The sequence below is a fragment of the Sporosarcina sp. Y352 genome (assembly GCF_056786535.1).
Window position 1 is genome coordinate 155,673 of the sequence record NZ_JBXCJE010000001.1, and the last position, 20,189, is coordinate 175,861.

At 39.5% G+C, this 20,189-nt stretch carries 16 protein-coding genes, 1 pseudogene and 1 riboswitch; of the genes and pseudogenes, 3 read left to right on the plus strand and 14 right to left on the minus strand.

Annotation, left to right across the window (positions count from 1 at the left end; translation table 11 throughout):
- Positions 1 to 167: 167 nt before the first annotated feature.
- From argF to AC1TO6_RS00925, 4 genes are all read right to left on the minus strand, one after another.
- Positions 168 to 1,124, minus strand: coding sequence for an ornithine carbamoyltransferase (gene argF, locus AC1TO6_RS00910; protein WP_482100103.1), 957 nt, complete (start codon positions 1,122 to 1,124; stop codon positions 168 to 170).
- Between the two features lie 147 nt (positions 1,125 to 1,271).
- The gene (locus tag AC1TO6_RS00915; protein ID WP_482099724.1) at positions 1,272 to 2,360 is read right to left on the minus strand and encodes a M42 family metallopeptidase; all 1,089 of its coding nucleotides are present in this window, start codon (positions 2,358 to 2,360) and stop codon (positions 1,272 to 1,274) included.
- A gap of 203 nt (positions 2,361 to 2,563) precedes the next feature.
- On the minus strand, positions 2,564 to 3,544 hold the full coding sequence (locus AC1TO6_RS00920; RefSeq protein ID WP_482099725.1) for a diaminopimelate dehydrogenase: 981 nt from the start codon (positions 3,542 to 3,544) through the stop codon (positions 2,564 to 2,566).
- Complete coding sequence (locus AC1TO6_RS00925) at positions 3,534 to 4,670, minus strand: hypothetical protein (RefSeq protein WP_482099726.1); 1,137 nt, start codon at positions 4,668 to 4,670, stop codon at positions 3,534 to 3,536. Before AC1TO6_RS00925 ends, AC1TO6_RS00920 begins: the two co-directional genes overlap by 11 nt.
- Before the next feature lie 163 nt (positions 4,671 to 4,833).
- On the opposite strand from AC1TO6_RS00925, the gene AC1TO6_RS00930 reads away from it, so the two are divergent.
- Together AC1TO6_RS00930 and queF are read left to right on the plus strand one after the other, a co-directional pair.
- Positions 4,834 to 5,991 carry an MFS transporter gene (locus tag AC1TO6_RS00930; RefSeq protein WP_482099727.1) on the plus strand — a complete coding sequence of 386 codons (1,158 nt, stop codon included), beginning with the start codon at positions 4,834 to 4,836 and terminating at the stop codon, positions 5,989 to 5,991.
- A gap of 35 nt (positions 5,992 to 6,026) precedes the next feature.
- Positions 6,027 to 6,070, plus strand: a riboswitch (PreQ1 riboswitch).
- An 85-nt stretch (positions 6,071 to 6,155) separates the two neighbouring features.
- Positions 6,156 to 6,653: a preQ(1) synthase gene (gene queF, locus AC1TO6_RS00935; RefSeq protein WP_482099728.1), complete on the plus strand. Its 498-nt coding sequence runs from the start codon at positions 6,156 to 6,158 to the stop codon at positions 6,651 to 6,653.
- Positions 6,654 to 6,843: 190 nt separating this feature from the next.
- On the opposite strand, the gene recQ is transcribed toward queF, so the two are convergent.
- The 9 genes from recQ to trhO form a co-directional block, all read right to left on the minus strand.
- Entirely contained in the window at positions 6,844 to 8,613 is a 1,770-nt protein-coding gene (gene recQ / locus AC1TO6_RS00940) for a DNA helicase RecQ (protein ID WP_482100104.1), read from the minus strand.
- Between the two features lie 104 nt (positions 8,614 to 8,717).
- A complete protein-coding gene (locus tag AC1TO6_RS00945) occupies positions 8,718 to 8,990 on the minus strand; it encodes a hemerythrin domain-containing protein (protein WP_482099729.1) in 273 nt (90 codons plus the stop codon).
- Between the two features lie 20 nt (positions 8,991 to 9,010).
- Positions 9,011 to 9,133, minus strand: a complete 123-nt coding sequence (locus tag AC1TO6_RS00950; RefSeq protein ID WP_482099730.1) for a hypothetical protein — start codon at positions 9,131 to 9,133, stop codon at positions 9,011 to 9,013.
- 79 nt (positions 9,134 to 9,212) lie between these two features.
- Positions 9,213 to 10,232 (minus strand): S66 family peptidase, encoded by a 1,020-nt coding sequence (locus AC1TO6_RS00955; protein ID WP_482099731.1) that lies wholly within the window; start codon positions 10,230 to 10,232, stop codon positions 9,213 to 9,215.
- A gap of 123 nt (positions 10,233 to 10,355) precedes the next feature.
- On the minus strand, positions 10,356 to 11,762 hold the full coding sequence (locus AC1TO6_RS00960) for a SpoVR family protein (RefSeq protein WP_482099732.1): 1,407 nt from the start codon (positions 11,760 to 11,762) through the stop codon (positions 10,356 to 10,358).
- On the minus strand, positions 11,759 to 12,925 hold the full coding sequence (gene yhbH, locus AC1TO6_RS00965) for a sporulation protein YhbH (protein ID WP_482100105.1): 1,167 nt from the start codon (positions 12,923 to 12,925) through the stop codon (positions 11,759 to 11,761). The genes AC1TO6_RS00960 and yhbH overlap by 4 nt, the downstream gene beginning before the upstream one ends.
- Before the next feature lie 98 nt (positions 12,926 to 13,023).
- On the minus strand, positions 13,024 to 14,919 hold the full coding sequence (locus AC1TO6_RS00970) for a PrkA family serine protein kinase (RefSeq protein WP_482099733.1): 1,896 nt from the start codon (positions 14,917 to 14,919) through the stop codon (positions 13,024 to 13,026).
- A gap of 97 nt (positions 14,920 to 15,016) precedes the next feature.
- Entirely contained in the window at positions 15,017 to 15,871 is an 855-nt protein-coding gene (locus tag AC1TO6_RS00975) for a DUF368 domain-containing protein (protein WP_482099734.1), read from the minus strand.
- 261 nt (positions 15,872 to 16,132) lie between these two features.
- Positions 16,133 to 17,107 (minus strand): oxygen-dependent tRNA uridine(34) hydroxylase TrhO, encoded by a 975-nt coding sequence (gene trhO / locus AC1TO6_RS00980; RefSeq protein ID WP_482099735.1) that lies wholly within the window; start codon positions 17,105 to 17,107, stop codon positions 16,133 to 16,135.
- Positions 17,108 to 17,920: 813 nt separating this feature from the next.
- On the opposite strand from trhO, the gene AC1TO6_RS00985 reads away from it, so the two are divergent.
- The gene (locus AC1TO6_RS00985) at positions 17,921 to 19,429 is read left to right on the plus strand and encodes a polysaccharide deacetylase family protein (RefSeq protein WP_482099736.1); all 1,509 of its coding nucleotides are present in this window, start codon (positions 17,921 to 17,923) and stop codon (positions 19,427 to 19,429) included.
- A gap of 253 nt (positions 19,430 to 19,682) precedes the next feature.
- Here AC1TO6_RS00985 and AC1TO6_RS00990 read toward each other — a convergent pair.
- Positions 19,683 to 19,922: pseudogene (locus tag AC1TO6_RS00990) on the minus strand (IS3 family transposase); the annotation flags it as partial.
- Positions 19,923 to 20,189 lie beyond the last annotated feature (267 nt).

Consider the following 20,189-nt stretch of genomic DNA (forward strand, 5'->3'; position numbering starts at 1 on the left):
AGCCGCTCATTCATTGAGCGGCTTTAGTATTTTAAAACTAGAAATTTCACCAAATCCTTCACGGAATAATATCATTTATTGATCAAACATATTTTCAGTTTACCATTAATTTTGAATGAATCAGCAAAAAAGCCCAGACAACAAACCTGGGCTTTTAAGGTATTTAATTATAACAAAGATGCAAGTACCGCTTTTTGTGCATGCAATCGGTTCCCTGCTTGTTGGAAAACATAAGAATTTGGACCATCGATAACAGAAGTCGCTACTTCTTCTTCACGGTGAGCAGGTAGGCAATGCAAGAACATGTAATCCTTTTTCGCATGAGCCACCAAACTGTCGTTAATTTGAAACTCTTTGAATGCTTCGAGACGTGCGGCCGCTTCTTCTTCTTGCCCCATACTCGTCCAGACATCAGTATAAACAACATCTGCATCTGTAACAGCCTCAACAGGATTCGTCGTTTCAAAAACACTTCCACCATTTTTTACAGCAATAGCTTTTGCTTTCACTAAAAGATTCGGATTGTATTCAAATCCTTTTGGTGTTGCGACAGCTACATGCATACCCATATGTGCTGCGGCAATGACCAGGGAATGTGCTACATTATTCCCATCCCCAATGTATGCTAACTTCATTCCCTCTAATGACCCTTTCACTTCCAAAACTGTCAGTAAATCTGCTAATGCCTGACATGGATGAAAAATATCCGTCAAGCCATTGATAACTGGAACCGAAGTATGTTGTGCCAATTCTTTCACCATTTCATGTGAGTTCGCACGAATCATGACGCCATCTAAATACTCAGACAGTACATGACCAGTATCATAAACCGATTCCCCGCGCCCAATTTGCAAGTCGCGTGCATTCATGAATATCGCATGCCCACCTAGCTGGATCATTCCCACTTCGAATGAAATACGTGTGCGCGTTGAATGCTTCTCAAAAATCATACCGAGTGTTTTTCCCGCCAATAAATTTGGCATTTTGCCAGCTGCCATCTCTTTTTTCATAGTATCCGCTTTATATAATAGATACGCTACCTCATCACGCGTATAGTCCAGTAGTGTCAATAGATCTTTCCCTTTTAATCCTGCTAATATATTAGTTTCGTCCAAGTCAATCATCACCACTTCTTCATCCCCTATCGTTTATTTCAATTGGTATCTCTGATTATATGTATGCATAAATATAAAGTCAAGTGTATTTTTATAGATATCCATGAATAAAAAAGGCTTAAGCCATTTTACTGGCCTAAGCACACCTTTTAAATCTTATTCGAAAGTGATTTTTTTTACAGTTTCCCTGTCTAATTTCTTAATAACTGCGACAATCAGTTTAACCGTATTTTCAAAATCATCACGGTGTAAAATTCCTGCATGCGAATGAATATATCTTGTTGGTATACAAATCGCAAGTGATGGTACACCCTTTCCAGAAAGATGTATTGAACCCGCGTCCGTCCCACCACCTGGAATTGTTTCGAACTGATATGGAATACCGTTTTCTTCAGCGGTATCGACTACTAGCTCACGCAATCCTTTATGTGAAACCATTGAAGCATCGAATAATAAAATTTGTGGACCATCGCCCATTTTGCCCGTCGCTTCTTTTGAAGTAACACCTGGCGTATCACCTGCAATCCCTACATCAACTGCAAAACCGATATCCGGTTGAATTTTCGTTGCCGCCGTTCGTGCACCCCGCAGCCCAATTTCTTCTTGTGCAGCCCCGACGCCGAAAACGATATTCGGGTGTTTTTCGCCTTTAAGCGCTTTCATAACATCGATAGCGATTGCGCAGCCGATACGGTTATCCCATGCTTTTGCAAGGAGGTATTTGTCATTTTTCATCACTGTGAATTCAAAATAAGGCACTACCATATCTCCGGGCAGAATACCCCATTCCATTGCTTCTTCCTTTGAAGTTGCTCCGACGTCAATGAACATATCTTTAATATCGACAGGTTTTTTACGTGCTTCCGGTGATAAGATATGCGGAGGTTTTGACCCTATAACACCTGTAATTGTATCGCCTTTGCGTGTAACGATTGTCACGCGCTGCGCAAGCATCACTTGTGACCACCAGCCTCCAACGGTTTGAAACGACAAGAAGCCTCTATCATCTATTTTAGATATCATGAATCCGACTTCATCAAGGTGACCGGCAAGCATGATTTTAGGTCCATTTTCTTCGCCCGTTTTCTTCGCAATCAAAGATCCGAGTCCATCCTGTTCGATTTCATCCGCAAATGGCGTTATGTACTTTTTCATCACTTCACGGGGTTCACGTTCATTTCCTGGAATCCCTTTAGCATCCGTTAACTCTTTTAGCATCGCTAATGTATCGTCTAATTTTGTCAATTACTTCGCCCTCCTAAATATGTTCCCTATGAGTAGTATATGCGAAAAGTGAAGTGTTATCAAAAAACTAGGTTTTAATATATCCTTAAACAAAAATACCCCCCAACCAAAAGTTAGATTGAGGGATTTTAGTTTACATCAACTATCAAAAGTTCATTTTTGGGACGTGTATATAGTGAATTTCCTAGGTGGCTCTAGTGCTGTTATAATAACTCTTTACGCAAATCGGCAGCGCTTTTTGGTGATAGTAAACCAGGTGCAATATCAAATACTGTTTTTGCGCCTGTTTCACCTTTCTCATTCAACCTGTAAGCTGCGCGTGCGTATGCAACGAGTACACTTGAAGTAAATTCGGGATTGCTACCCAGTTTTAGTGAATACTCCATTACTTGTGTATTGCCAACACCTGTCTTACCGCTACGAATTACAAAACCGCCGTGTGGCATTGCCGAGTGGTCCTGCTTCAATTCTTCTTCAGTGATAAAGGTAACAGTCGTATCGTAGTCAGAGAAGTAGTCTGGCATTGTTACAATCGTGTTTCGCACTTCTTCAGCGTCAACGCCTTGTTCCAAGACCACATAGCATTCACGCGTATGTTTCTCACGCGTCGACAATTCTGGTAACGAACCATCCCGCACGCGATCGACTGCATCTGAATCAGGAATCGTATATTGAACAGCACCTTTTACACCATCAATTCTTCTGAGTGCGTCGGAATGTCCTTGGCTTAACCCTTTGCCCCAAAATGTATACGTTGCTCCTTCTGATAATACTGCTTCACCGAACAAACGATTGATGGAAAATAGACCCGGATCCCATCCGACGGAAATGATCGCAGTCTTACCATTCGGTTTAGCCGTTGCATCAACCGATTCAAAGTATCCTGGAATTTTTGCATGCGTATCAAAACTATCGACAGTATTGAAGAGAGCAGAAAGAGCTGGTCCTTGTTTCGGTAAATCATTTTTTGATCCACCGCAAAGAATTAGGACATCAATATCTTCTGTATAATTTTGGATGTCAGACATCATATGAACAGGTATATTGCCATTCAGCAGTTTAACGTCCTCTGGCTTCCTCCTTGTAAATACGCTTACCAGTTCCATATCGTTGTTTTGAGCAATCGCGTATTCAACACCGCGGCCTAAATTTCCATAACCTGCAATTCCGACTCTAATTGTCATCGTTTTTATTCCCCTTTCGATCTAATGCTTTCAATTTCAGCAATTTACTATATAAGTTTATCTCTTTATTCGTCATCTTTCTATATAACTCATCTGCTTTTGCTAAAAAACATTCATCAATCAAGACAAATCCATATCCAGTGCCGCTTTGTCTAATCAAAGGAAGTGCTTCATACTTTAATGGATATCCGCCATCTTCTCTTAAGAACCCTTTTAATGATTTCATATATTTCATAATGGCACTATGAAGTTTTTCATTTCTATGCATCGGTTCTGATGATGTAAAGACGAATGTCGTTGATTCGCCATATGGACTGCTTCCTTCTGAATTCGCTGCATGTTCTGCAACCCATCCTGTAAAACGGCCATTGTCGGCCAATTGAATGATTTTATCAAAAACCGTACTTAAAATTTCATTTATCATAAAAGACAAGTCTGGTTCTTCTTCTATCAACTTTTCATTATCAAAGTGCATGACCCATCCTGCAGTCGTCATTTCACGATCCAAAACTGTTTCAATTTCAATATACGGACCCGGATTTCGTGACTCGTCATGGTACAGTTCTGCAAGAGTGATTTGCATATCATTCTGCACGGACTCCGGAATAGTCATAAGCATTTGCTTGTCTATCGTCACTAAATCATTTACTACTCTTCCAAAATAAAACGGAATTTCTTTCTGTATGCTTATCAATGCTGAAGCCAATCTAGACTTTTCATCGTCAGCACGAATATTTAGTTTAAATGGAATCGTCACCACATGACCAACGCTAGTCCAAATAACTGCTTCCATAAAAATCGCTTCGATGGATGAATACGCATGCTTCACTACAATTCCCGCTTTAACGACAGAATCCGCCTCAAAGTGATTTGTTTGAATAAATATTTCAATTGAAGTATCAGATGCAATATGTGCAATCACTGGTGATCCTAAATTGAATGATTGGTGAACATTCATATATTCAGGTTTATTCAAATCGGCAACTTGGCGTTCTGACAAATCCCTAGCGTAAAAAGGCTCGTAGTAATCCTCCAATTCCAGTTCAACAAAAATATACTGTTTTTCAATTTGCGCTTCATTCTTTGTATTATCTTGTTTGCTGAAAAGTTTTTTAAGGAAACTCATTCATTTCTCACCTCTTTTTCTATCAGATCTAAGCGTAATCTTATCGCTACAGTTCGTATAATGGCAAACCAAATGGATTGTTCACAATCTATCCTTTTCCCCTAAGCTCAAACTAATGCTAAAATATAGAACGGTATCTATATAATTGAAAAGAGGCTGCATTATGCGTGGGTTTGTTTACCTCATTGTATTTTTCTCGTTTTTCGACTTATTTTCACAACTTCCCGTTATGAGTCCATTTGCATTATCACTTGGTGCTACGCCATTCCTGGTAGGACTTGCGGTAGGTATCTATTCATTTTCTAACACAATCGGGAATGTCATTTCAGGTTTCATGACCGACAAACGAGGTCCATTCCTCATACTAGTACTCGGACTTTTTGCGACGGCGATTTCTCTCTTCCTCTACGCGTTTGTTTCTGGGCCGATGTCACTGCTCGGGGTGCGATTCGTTCATGGTTTTATGGAAGGACTAATTGTTCCCGCAGCCTTCACTTTCCTAGCAAATCGTGCAGAAGGTTCAAAACGTGGTAAAAGTGTTGCAATTTCGGGTGCATTCGTTGGAATGGCCGCAATTTTAGGACCTGCATACGGCGGTATTGTTGCTGCGAAAACAAGCACCTCATTCATTATGGCGGTCAACGGCGGGATTATGCTGTTGTTAGCAATACTAGCATTCTTTGTTCTTCGTTCTTATACATATGTACGAAAACAACCTTCACAAGGTGCTGGTGAATTCCAGGTTATTAATCTGTTCCAGCATCCCGGAATGGTCAGAGCTTTTGCTGGGGCATTCTTTTTAATGTTTTCACAGGGTGTACTAGCTCTTGTTTTACCGTTAAAAGTAGCTTCGCTCGGATTCGATACGAAAACGACGGGGTTATTATTAAGTACATTCGGCGTGGTTGCAATTCTAATCTTTTTATTGCCCATTAATCGAATTTTTGACCGCGTACGACCGGTTGTGACGCTAGCATTCGGAATTGCACTCATGGGATTAAGTATGTTGTTCCTAAGCCAAATGGAAGAATTGAATTACTTGTATGTCGCAATGGGTATTTACGGAGCGGGATTTGCTTTCCTATTCCCATCGATCAACTCACTGCTAATCGATTCTTCGTCTGCTGAATTCCGTGGAAAAGCTTATGGTTATTTCTATGCATTCTTCTCAATAGGCGTTGTTGCTGGTTCGGGACTTATCGGCTTCCTCGACCTAGAATATCGAGGAGCATTCATGCTGACTGGTTTCCTCCTGCTGGCAGTTGCTCTGTATGCGTTAATTGGCTTAACAAAAAGAGAAGCTATTGACAAATCAGAGTAGGTCGTTTAATGTCAGATACGAAATGAATACCCTGTTCGGGAGAGGTTCATAGCGACCCTCTTAAAAAAACTATGGATTACGGAATTTAAGTCATGTGCATTCGATATGGCTCTTTTTTCCGGCGCCTATGGACCTCCCTGACAAATTTATGGGAGGTTTTTTAATTGGCTGGAAGAGATGAGGCAACACTGACCGACTTAACTTTACTCGGTAATCAAAACACAAAATACGTGTATGAATACAACCCTGACGTTTTAGAGTCAGTCGACAACATGCATATCAATCGTGATTATTTCGTGAAATTTAATTGTCCTGAATTCACTTCACTTTGCCCAATGACCGGGCAACCCGATTTTGCAACGATGTATATCAGTTTCATGCCAGACAAAAAGCTAGTAGAGAGTAAAGCACTTAAATTATATCTCTTCAGTTTCCGCAATCATGGCGATTTCCATGAAGACTGTGTCAATATCATTATGAATGATTTAATTAAACTGATTGAACCACGTTACATCGAAGTATGGGGTAAGTTCACACCACGCGGCGGATTATCAATAGACCCTTATTGTAACTATGGTAAACCCGGCACGAAATATGAAAAAATGGCAGAACACCGGATGATGAATCATGATATGTATCCGGAAAAAGTAGATAACCGTTAAAAAATTTAGCTTAAAGAAGTAAACGCTACCCCAATTGCTATGTGGAATTAAATTGTTGTCACCCGTTATTGATTAGCGGTTGGACTATACTTAACATCATTGAAGATAAATCAGTTGTCTATTCAGAAGAATAAAGAGGCAGGTACTATCCCATTTTGGAATAGTACCTGCCTCTTTTTTTCAAAGTTCATCAAGCATTTTGCATTTGATAATTCTTGATTTCTTCCATGAACGGCTCACCGTATCGTTCCAATTTCGCAAGTCCTACACCGTTTACTTCTAGGAACGCATCATTCGTGATTGGCATTCTTGCTGCCATGTCCCGTAATGTTTTATCGGAAAAGACAACGAACGGTGGTACACCGGCTTCTTGAGCCAGTTTCATACGAAGTGCACGGAGCTGATCGAATAACGGATCATCATTTGCGACTTGCATAGTAACAACAGAAACTTTGCGATGTACTGTCACCTTGCCTGTCAGTACATCTTTTCCTGCTTCACTAACATAAATGGTCGGAAATTGCCCATTTTCCACGCCAAGATAACTTTCCGAAATTATAAACTCTATGAAATCAGAAATGTCTTTAGCGCTGCGTCCCTTCATCAAACCATAGGTCGTTAATTTATCGAAACCGAATTCAATCACTTTCTTGTTCCGTGATCCGGTCAATACTTGCGCAATCATAGACTTACCAAATCGTTGGCCCATTCGAATGACGCATGACAATACTTTTTGAACATCTTCCGTGACGTCTGTACTTTCACGAGTGTCAGTGCAATTGGCACATCTTCCACAATCCACTACATCCGTCTCTCCGAAATACAAGATAATGAACTTTTGTAGACAAGTTTCCGTATGGCAATAATCAATCATGGACTGTAATTTCTCCAGCTCAGCGGGAATTCTACTTTGGTCTTGCGATTGGTCAATTAAGAAACGTTGTGTTTGCACATCCTGCGATGAAAAGAGCACCGTACATGCACTATCGAGCCCATCACGGCCTGCACGGCCTGCCTCCTGATAATAACTCTCCATGTTTTTCGGCATTTGGTAATGAATAACGTAACGAATATTGGACTTGTCAATTCCCATTCCAAATGCATTCGTCGCTACCATAACAGCGGCTTCGTCATTTAAAAAGCGGTCTTGGCCGGATTGGCGTTCAATATCCCCAAGTCCAGCATGGTATTTTGCGACTTTCACTCCACTTCTTTGTAGAAAGTCATGCACTGAATCGACGGCTTTACGAGTCGCGGCATAGATGATACCCGCTTCCCCTTCATTTTTCCGAACATATTCTTTTACGAATTTCTCACGGTCTTGCCCTTTAACAACGGAAAAAGTTAGATTTGCTCGTTCAAAACCAGTCATTACTGTATTATTTTCACTAATTCCGAGCTGCTTGCAAATATCTTCCCGAACTGCCGGCGTAGCAGTAGCTGTTAAAGCAAGTAGAACCGGTTTTTTATCAAACAAAGAAACGATGCTACTAATATTTCGATAACTAGGTCGGAAATCGTGACCCCATTGTGAAATACAATGCGCTTCGTCGATGGCAACCATCGGAATTTTCATCAAACGCAACTGATTTTTAAAAGAGGGAGAGTCAAGACGTTCTGGTGCCACATAAAGAAGCTGATATTCACCCTGCACAGCTCTTTCCATCGTATCAAAGTATTCCTCCGATGACATCGAACTGTTGATGTATGCTGCCGGAATCCCTACTTGATGGAGCGCGTCAACCTGGTCTTTCATCAATGAGATTAGTGGTGAAATAACGAGGACAGTACCATCCATCACAAGTGCGGGAACCTGATAACAAACAGACTTCCCGCCGCCAGTCGGCATAACACAAAGCATATCTTGATAATCCATAACACCACGGATTACTTGCTCTTGTCCTATCCTGAAAGAAGGGTATCCGAAATACGTTGTTAATATCTTTAATGCTTTTTCGATTTTTACCGTCTCCTTCCAATATATGTCGATATTAAAATGGCCTTAGTCAGAAACTGGGGACTAGACGAAGAAAAAAGCACCGGGTAATGGTGCTTTTTGTAGGTTTAGTTTTCAAAAAGCATACGTTCCTCGTCGCGGCTATGTATTTCATTGACGACAATCAAAGCGTGAAATTTGTGTAGTACAGCAGGGCATAAATTTTCTTCTTCGCGCAATTGCTCAATGTCTTTCACAATAATTCGCAGTAAATCATGATCCCGTGTCAATTGAATAACTGCGTCCTTTAAGTCCGGGTTGCGTTCAGCAACTTCTCCGTAAAATCCTTGTTCTTCCGCATCCGCATGACTAATAACACGTGTCTTCCAATATTCAATCAAGTCATCTGCCGCTTGATTCGCTAATTCAGATCTCCCTGTTTTAAGAAATCCATCATACCCTCTGTTTTACCCATTGCTCCTGAAAGTCCACCTTCATGTATCGCGCGGTGAGAGTGAAGTTGTTTGAGTGCAGGTCCAGCCATTTCAATCATCCTTTCATCTCGAGCATTTCTTTAAGAATACCAGATTTGAAGGCATAATGGAATGATTGCCGGGTTATCATTAGATCAGTTTCGTTTTCAACACAGCTTTGCCTTCTGCCACTTCGATTTCTGCGTATGCGCCGTTGACAAATGTCATTTGAGGAGGCACATGTCCGATATCTGCATTGTAAACGATTGGAATACCTGTCAGCTTGGACAGTCTTTCCATTGCATCTACATCACTAAACCCACCTTGGGCGATTCCTGCCGCTGTCCTGCCGAATAGGATGCCTGCAGTATTATCCAACCAGCCTGCATTATGCATTTGAAGAATAGATCTATAGAAATCGGAAGCATCCAATTCACAATTCTCAAGCGCCCATACAATTTGATCATTCGCAACATATTTTTCCCGGAATGTTTTTACGTCCCCAAATGGCGTTCCAATAAGATGACGGATTGTGTCAATACAGCCAGCTAATAGCCGTCCTTCAAACCGAACAGGATGATCTCCTATCGTTTCCCATGCTGTCTCCATATCCAATTTAAAGACATAAGGATCTGGTGTTGCAAAATGCTGCCATTCTGATTGGAACTTTTCAGATGAATGCTGAATAATTGTATCCCCAGCGGATGCCTTAAGCACTTCCAGGAATTTCGAAGTAACTGGGTCCCATTCATCACTCCTTAAATCAACAAAATTTGTTCCATGAACTGTAGCGATGCCAGTTAATAGTGTAATCGTCAACAGCAATGTACTAGTATCCGAGTAACCCATTGCCCATTTCGGCTTCAATTCTTCGTAATTTATAAGCGGAAGAATTTCAGACAAAAAGTGGCCGCCCCATGGAGGGATAACCGCATTTATATTATCATCCGTCATCATATCTAGAAATTCCTTAACACGTATTTCTTTCGGTGCTGAAGTCAGTTTTTCATTCGTCCAGACAGTCTCCCCAAGGAGTACGGTGTATCCCCTTTTCTCAAATTGATGGGCGGCTTTTCTCAGCAGATGATGCAACTCACTTTCAACACCTGATGAAGTCGCGGTGACTCCGATTGTTTGGCCGATGCCTATTGGTTCAGGATAACGAATCATGGTCATTTCCCCTACTTTCAATGATCTTTTTATAATCATCTATCTTTTTAATAAATCAGTCAACTATAACTGTGAAATTGAAATATCCCCCGACCGTTAATCCGATTGAGGGATAAGCTATTATTATACATACCTCCGATAGACCTTATTCCGATCAAATGAATACACAACTTGTAAATTCTCTACATATGTTTCTAAATGAACAATCCGTCCCCACAATTGATAAATATAAGGGAGTACGTTTTCCAAATACTTTAAATCTAGTTCTGTACCTTCGTATTTATGCACTAAATACAACTCACCGTTTCGCAAGTAGTCACCATTTTCGACGACAATGAATGGAAAACCACCATTTACCCGCATAGAGACTAATTGGTTTCTGACATCCTCATAATCCTTGTTTGTAATTTCATAATTGCTTCCTTTTTTTTCAAAGAGATATAAGTCTTCCTTCTGTACCAACTCTTTTGTGACATAATTCCGGATAAATGATATATCAGATTCGACTTCCCTTACTTCAAAGATCTTCTCTCTACCGGAGTTTGGTCGAACGCCGAAACTCCTCATTTTTTCTGTTGGATGATTATATCTTTTTTCAATATCTTCATATATTTTCAATCCCAGATAGTAGGGATTGATCGTTGTTTTAGAGGGTTGAATAACATTGGCGTTTAGTGTTGCGAACTCAATTGTCTCATCTGTCGATAAATCCATTTCCCTAAGAATCTTCTGATGCCAAAAAGATGCCCATCCTTCGTTCATAATTTTAGTTTCAAGTTGCGGCCAAAAATAGAGCATTTCTTCTCGCATCATTGTTAATATATCGCGTTGCCATTCCTCTAGTTCACGGCTATATTGCAAAATAAAAAGCAAGAGATCCTTTTCTTGATTTATAGGTGTTTTTTCCCCTACTTTATTCGCTGCTTTTTTGACAATTGGTTTTTGATCTATATTCCATAAATCATCATATGGTGTTTTGCGAATGATTTCTTCATCATCATCCAAGTTTTGTTCATCATCCCGACGTTGAGGTCTTAAGATAGATGGATCAATATGTTCTTGAATAGCCAGGACTGCATCTAAAAAGCGTTCAACTTCTTCTTTCCCATAAACCATTTCATAATTTGCAATTCGTTCTGCTGTTGCTGTCATACTCTCTACCATATCTCTTCTCGTATTTGAAAAACGGACATTGTTTTTGAAAAAATCACAATGGGCAAGTACATGAGCAACAATTAACTTATTCTGTATCAGGCTGTTCGTATCAAGTAGAAAAGCATAACATGGATTTGAATTAATGACTAATTCATAAATTTGACTTAAGCCAAGGTCATATTGCAGTTTCATCTTATGAAATTGCTTTCCAAAACTCCAATGGGTAAAACGCGTAGGCATTCCATATGCACCAAATGTGTAAATAATATCAGCAGGACATATTTCATAACGCATGGGGTAAAAATCAAGGCCAAAACCAGTTGCAATTTCCGTAATTTCGTCAATTGCCCGATGAAGCGCTTTTATTTCCGTCAATCGAATCCCTCCAAGTTTTTATGGAAGAAACTTTTAAGTGCAAAGTAGACATCCCGTTTTTCTTTCAAAATATAATGACGGAATTTCGGATCATCGATTTTTTTAAAAGAAGACATCATTGTTGAAAAACGGTTATAAGCATTCACTTCTCCGTACCCAAACATATTGGATACAGCCATCAGTTCTTGAACGAGTTTTATGCATTTATCATTGTCAGATGACATATTCTCTCCGTCAGAAAAATGAAAAGGAAAAATATTATAACGTGCTGGATTATATTTTTGTTCAATTAACTCGAGCGCTTTTAGATACGCGGAAGAACAGATGGTTCCCCCACTCTCCCCTTTTGAAAAAAAGTCTTCTTCTGTAACCACTTTCGCCTCTGTATGATGCGCGATGAATTCAAATTCAACAGTTTCATATTTCGATCTTAAAAAATTAGCCATCCAAAAGAAGAAACTTCTTGCCATCGTCTTTTCAAAGTTACCCATTGACGCACTTGTATCCATCATTGCAAGTACAACTGCTTTGGACTCAGGTTTTTTGACATCATCCCAAGTCTTAAAACGTAAATCATCATTATGAAAAGGAGCTATTTCTGCTTTTCCCTTAATCGCATTCCTTTTGATGGCGGTTAATATCGTTCTTTTCTTATCAATGTTCCCAATTAGTCCCTTTTTACGAATATCATTAAACTCAATTTTTTCTGCTGTATTTTCAGCTTGTTCTTTTTGTTCTAGATTTGGTAATTCCATTTCACTAAATAAAGCATCCTCTAATTCAGCAATTGATACTTCAGCTTCATAATAATCTTGGCCTGCCTGGTCACCTGCTTGTTTCCCCGACCCCGCATCGCTTTTCCCTTTTGATCCATCTTTCGCAATTACATCGCCTACTTGACTATCTCCGTTACCTTGGCCGACATGTTTTGATTTTTCATGATTGTAACGGATTTTGTATTCATCTAGCGAGCGAATTGGAATTTTAATAACATCTTTTCCTTTTGACATGATAATACTTTCTTCACTGATTAAATCCGGTAAATTATTCTGAATGGCTTCCTTTACTTTATCCAAATGACGTTTCTGATCTTGATGTCCTTTTCGGTGGAGAGACCAGTTTTCCTGTGAGACAGCAAAATGTTCATTGTCTTTTTCATTCATCTTCATCCACACCCATCTTTTATCCAATGTTTGCTGCTGGTTTTAGAAAAGAACAAGACTAATGCTGCATCAGTCTTGTTCTCATATCTTCCCTAAGATTACCGATTAAGCAGACTACCAACATAGCGTAATAATTCATTTGCAGATATAGAATTATATCCATATTCATCAATAAGCCTGGCAATTACTTCATTCACTTTTTTCAGATGCGATTCATCAGGTGTTTTAGATGAAGTCGTGATTTTGACGACATCCTTTAAATCGGCAAATAATTTCTTTTGAATGGCTTCCCGTAAACGTTCATGGGAATTATAGTCAAAACGCTTTCCACTTCTCGCATAGGCAGATAGTCGAATTAGAATTTCTTCTCTAAATGCTTTTTTAGCATTTTCCGATATCCCAATTTGTTCTTCAATGGAACGCATCAGTTTTTCGTCAGGATTCATTTCTTCTCCTGTTAAAAAGTCTCTAAGCTTATTTTTATTGCAGAAAGCCTCCACATTATCAAGATAGTTATCCATTAACGATATCGCGGACTCTTCATAAGAATAAACAAATGCCTTTTGGACTTCTTTCTTAGCGATTTCATCGAATTCTTTCCGGGCGATAGAAATATAATTCATATATTTATCTCGGTCTTCCCTTGAAATTGAGGCGTGCTGATCTAAACCATCTTTCAATGACCTTAAAACGTCGAGTGCATTAATGGATGTTACTTCTTTACGAATGATTGCAGAGGATATACGGTTAATAACATAGCGCGGATCTATCCCGTTCATTCCTTCGTTCGGGAATTCTTTTTTCAGTTCTTCCACGTCAATCTCATTAAACCCTTCTACGTTTTCTCCGTCGTAGAGACGCATTTTTTTAACAACGTCAATTCCCTGCTTTTTGGAATCCTCTAGTCGCGTCAAAACTGAAAATATAGCAGCCACTCTTAATGCATGCGGAGCAATATGAACATGTGTCATATCACTCTCCTTAATCATTTTTTCATAAATGCATTCTTCTTGACTCACTTTCAAATTATAGGGAATCGGCATGACAATAATTCGTGAGTGAAGTGCTTCATTCTTTTTATTGGAAATAAAGGAACGGTACTCTGTTTCGTTTGTATGCGCGACAATCAGTTCGTCAGCACTTATTAAAGCAAATCTACCTGCTTTAAAATTCCCTTCCTGTGTTAACGACAATAAATGCCATAGAAACTTTTCGTCCAGCTTCAACATTTCTTGGAATTCCATCATTCCTCTGTTCGCTTTATTCAGCTCTCCATCAAAACGATAGGCACGTGGATCCGATTCGGAACCAAACTCAGCAATTGTCGAGAAGTCGATACTCCCAGTTAAATCGGCGATATCCTGTGATTTAGGATCTGAAGGTGTAAAGGTTCCAATTCCTACTCGTTTGTCTTCCGAGAAGAAAATGCGTTCCACCAGGACATTTTCGATTTCTCCATCGTATTCTTGTTCTAACCGCATCGCATTCAATGGTGATAAACTGCCTTCAATGCGAACACCATAGCTTTCGAAGAAATCTTTACGCAAATATTGTGGTATCAAATGTAGTGGATCTTCATGCATTGGACAGCCTTTTATGGCATAAACCGCACCCGCATCTGTTTTGGAATAACTCTCCAAACCCCGTTTTAATAATGTAACGATTGTAGATTTCCCCCCACTAACGGGGCCCATTAACAATAATATCCGTTTACGAACCTCTAATCTTTTTGCAGCTGGATGAAAGTATTCTTCCACCAGTCTTTCTATGGACTCTTCAAGTCCAAAAATCTCTTTCCCAAAAAACTGATAAAGTCTATTACCATCTTTTTCAATCAATCCTGAGCTTTTAATCATATTATAAACCCGTGAATGTGCTGTTTGTGCGACTTCTTTTCTTTCTTTCACAATGGCCAAGTAATCTGCGAATGTGCCTTCCCACTTAAGCTTGTTTTCTTCTTCTCGAAAGCTTCTCACTTTGTTTAAGATATCCATCAATTTCCCTCCAGTCAGGGCATGGTTTTATCCATAGTATGCAAAGAAGGGAATTATAATGCCGAACAAAGCGAAAAGTGCCGCATCCAGAAACGATTCAATCCGTTTCAGATGCGGCACTTTTCTTGTAATTGACGTTAGGAACTTTAGTAAGTGAACTGAACATATTCGCAACCATCAGACCTGTATAAAGAGCAATAATACTCAAGACAAACGGTGTTCCACTTTCAGGGATACCTGGATAGATGACGAATAACGAACCAATAATAAGCCCTATAATTACTGCGAATGAAAGATACTTAAAATGCTCCAACAAATAGCTAACAGCTTTACTACTGACGATGAATCCAACCATTACACCTGCACCGAGTACGGCGATAATAGGGAAATTCAAATTCGATAATGCTCCAATTGCTGTCGAGTAGACACCTAAAATTAGTAAGATGAGCGAACCGCTAATACCAGGCAACAACATCGCAATACTCCCCGCCCAACCGGCTAAAAAAAGCCCAATAGTATTTGAAGCTGTCAAGTTTGTAATGGCTGTCGTATCTTGCGGTTTCATAAAGGCAAGTGAAGCTAGTGCAACACCGACAAGTAGAATGAGCAAGAAGTGTTTCCAGGTGAAATTCTTTTTGACACCTGCTTTTTTTGTAATGAAGGGAAGTACACCAAAAACCAGTCCCATAAAGAAAAAGTGTGTGGGTGCAGAGTAATTTACTAATAAATATTCAATCACTCTGCTAAATAGTAAAAGGGTTACTCCAATACCGATGCCCAAAGGCAATAAGAAACCAATATATTTTTTCCAATGGCGGCTAAAAAGGCCACTGATTGACATTAATAATTCATCATAAATCCCTAAGATGAACGAAATCGTTCCCCCGCTCACTCCCGGTATTAAATCGCTGATTCCCAAAAAGAATCCACGATACAAATTTCTCCATTGCATAAATAATGATCCTCCAATATCAATTGAATGCTCTCATTATAACATTATGTTCTTTTAAAAAGTATGGACAGAAATGGCAAAGTAAGCACTATACAATGCTTAGTACTTATTCCCTCTATTGCCATTGAATCCATTCCATTTATAGAAATAACCGCTCCTTATTTCTGCATTGATTTTAGCTGCTTGGATAAGTAAGCACACCATTCTTCATCATAACAAAAAATCGCCTAAACAGAATTACAATTGTTTAGGCGATTTTAATTATAGCGCGTGAGTTTTATTTCGGTGTAATTCGATAGCTTCCATGCGCATGTCATATTCTTCCACGGTCAAGTTATGTTCAACGAAGTAACGGTTGCGCGGATGTGTACGACATTCATCCGTACAACTACGCATATACAAATGCTCGTTTTCTTCGGAACAAATGATTTTCGCGTTACATACAGGGTTCGCACAATTTACATATCGCTCACACGGTGTACCATCGAAATGATCACGGCCTACGATTACATGCTCTACCTGATTGATTGGAACAGCGATACGTTCGTCAAATACATAACATTGTCCGTCCCATAGCTGACCTTGGGCAACAGGGTCTTTTCCGTAAGTGACAATCCCGCCATGCAATTGTCCAACATCCTCGAATCCTTCTCGTACAAGCCAACCGGAAAACTTCTCACAACGAATACCACCTGTGCAATACGTTAGAATTTTTTTCCCTTCGAACTGTTCTTTATTAGTACGAATCCAATTTGGCAAGTCTCGGAAATTTTCGATTTCAGGACGAACCGCACCACGGAAGTGTCCTAGGTCAAACTCATAGTCATTACGTGCATCGATAACAACTGTATCTTCATCTTGCATCTGTTTAAAGAACTCTTCAGGACTTAAATAGTTACCCGTCAATTCATTTGGATCAATATCATCTTCCAAACTCATATTGACAAGTTCTGAACGCTCGCGGACGTGCATTTTTTTAAATGCATGTTCGTCTGCAATGTCAATTTTGAAAGCAATGTCTTTGAATCGTTCATCATTCTGCATCATTTCCATATACCTGTCTGTTTGTTCAACGGTTCCAGAGCATGTACCATTAATTCCTTCATTTCCTGCAAGAATTCGACCTTTCAAGCCGATTTCATTACAAGCTTTCAAATGCTCAATAACAAATGTTTCAGGATCTTCAATCGTTACATATTTATAATATAGAAGAACCCGGAATGTACCTTTTCCCATTTTTTCCAACCACCTTGTTTTTATAATTGCATGTTATAGCAACAACCGGCTCGAATAATTCACAAATAATTGTAAACATACAAAAGCGCACCCATATTTGCAAAATAAGGGACTGAGATATTATATCACAAGTTAACACGTAAAAAAAGTATTTTTAATATAAACAAGCTACCTATATATGATAATTAATGGAAAATATTGGAAAGTTCACTAATACCGCTTCGCCGCTTTGTGGATGCCTCCCGCGATAAGCCAGAAAGGAGTACGCTTTCAGTCTTATCGCTCCGACTACCACGTAGGCGCGCCTGCGCTGGAGAGTCTCTATGTAGGAAAGCGCATTTCATTATCGGGGATAAGGCCTGCAGCCGGGAGTGCGTCTTTTTTCAATGAAATTAGTATCAAATAGTAATCACATTATACTCTCAGTCTATACATCTCAAACTCAAAACTCTATCGATAATGTTACACTAGCGCAAGCGCGGCAAAGGGGTAGCCGAAGCCGTGAGACTGGATGCGAAGCGCTAATCCAGGCTCATGGCGAGAGGCATCCCCAAAGCGCCAAGCGATATAAAATCCACACTCCGAATCTACAACTCTCTCTACAATGAACACTCCAGCACAGGCGCGGCAAAGAAGCAGATGGAAATCCTTATTTCAACATATATATAATTCCCCCCCTAGATGCTTCCATTTTATTCATGTATACTAGAATAATATATTAAATGATAAAATCTGACAAAATCATCACTTTTTATGAAATTATTAAGAGGTTCTTCCGTCTAACTTTCTATACATAGTAAAGGAGTCTATTCCATGAAAAGAAAGTACCAAAAACGTCGTTCCTCCTGGATCGATGTTACATTTTCAATTACCCTCGTTACATTGACTGTGTCTGCCATCTATTTATTTTCCTTGACTACTAAAAATGAAGCTGCCACTCTTCCTGAAAACACACATGCTGCAAAACCAGCTGAGGTTATTATCGATACAATTGATTCTCACTATGCAGGTATTAAAATAAGTACCGAAACGTCGAATGATCCATATAAGCCGTATGCGATCCAGTATCCACAAAGGTTTCATAGTACATTCAACAATGATATTTCACAATACATAAAAAAAGTTAAACAAAACTATTTGACTACAATGGAAGAAAACAAACAGCTTAGCAGTGACATAAAAGGTGAATTGAATATTTCATTCGAAACGTTAACTCACCATTCAGGGAGCTATTCCTTCGTCCTTGTTAACAGTAGTGCAACTGGAAATGCGGCTGGTAAAACTGAGATTAGGTCATTTCATTTAATACCCGAAACGGGCGACCGCTTTTCGATTTCTGATGTGCTTGATAATGATCGACAAAACCTTGAAGCCGTTTCGAAGCTCGTTCGTGTCGCATTACACAACGATCCCTCACTAGCCAACTATCATTTACCTGAAGAATTGCAACTAAAAACGAAAGCTAACTGGGACAACTTCGATAATTTTGCTATCACAGATGAATCCATTATTTTTTATTTTGTTGAACAAGAAATAGCAACGGGAGCAGCCGGACCCCCCATTGTCGCGATACCGGTTAGTGATATAAACAACTATTTAGCCCCTGATTTTAAATTAAAAATTGAAGAACCAGAAAAACACTTACTCAATGAAGAATATAAGAATGAAGATTCAGTGGAAATTCCCACTATCCCTCTGAAAGACTCACAACCTATTAGTCCGGATGAGTTAGAAAGTTTAGATCAAGAGCTAGTGACAATCGAATCAGATTCTGAGAGTAAACGGGTTGCCCTCACCTTTGATGATGGACCTGATCCAAAAGTGACAATTCAAATTCTAGATACATTGGATAAATACAATGCCAAAGCAACTTTCTTCATGCTTGGAAGCCAGGTTGAATGCTATCCTGAAATCGCAAAAAAAGTGCAAGAAGCAGGTCATGAACTCGGTAACCATACGTGGAAACATCCTGACTTGACGAAAACTGGAGTCGAAAAAGCACGAAATGAAATCAGTCGTACTTCTTCTATCATTGAGGATGTCACTGGACAAAAAGCGACTGTATTCCGCCCTCCTTATGGTTCGATTAATAAATCAGTCCGAAACCAAACAGATTTACCTGTAATTCTATGGGATATTGATACACTTGACTGGGAACATCGAAATTCGAATTTACTGCTCACACATATCAAAGGTCAAACCAGAGATGGAAGTATAATCCTTATGCACGATATTCACCAATCAACTGCTGATGGACTTGATGCCGTTCTAGCTTATTTGAAGAGCGAAGGATATATATTCGTTAAAACTTCAGAATTATAATTAGGAAGGATTCCCCTGAACTTTTGAAGTGTACCCTTTGTAAAGGACATTTTTAAAAAAACCTTATATAAGTTGAACCGAAGAATTTAACTAACCGCTGATTTCCGTTCCGAGCGGACGCTTTCCGCGGGCACGGCCTCAGCCTCCTCGTCACTGCGTTCCTGCGGGGTCTTCGGCTCGCGCTGTTCCCGCTGGAGTCGCCGCTCTCCACTTCAATCAGCTAAAGTGAGTAAGAATCATACATTCAACATATTTAGGAAACTTGAAGAAGATGATGTCTGTATTGTGCAGGCGTCATCTTCTTTAAATTCCACTGACCTCGATAATGATTGTAATAAGTCATATAACTCTTTATCTCTCGTTTTACATCTTCCGAAACTCCACATGATTTCATATCTATTTCATCTTTAAAATGACCAAAGAAAGATTCTTGGGGAGCGTTATCCCAACAGTTCCCACGACGTGACATTGACTGACCTAAACCCAATTCTTTGTTCTTGATCAGCAAATAATATCTTTGACATAAGTTCTGTTGTTGGACTTATGTTTTCCTTGTAATCTCCAGCGAAGGCGCCTTACTGGGGTAGCCGAAGCAATAAGACTGACAGTGGTCTTCTGTCTGGCTAATTGTGGGAGGCATCCCCAAGCGCCAAGCGTTGTTGGTAGGATTCTTTATATCAACATATAATCGTTGTTATTTCCATTATAAATAAAAGTACCCCATAAGAGAGACTTTTTTAAAGTGTCTATCTTATAGGGT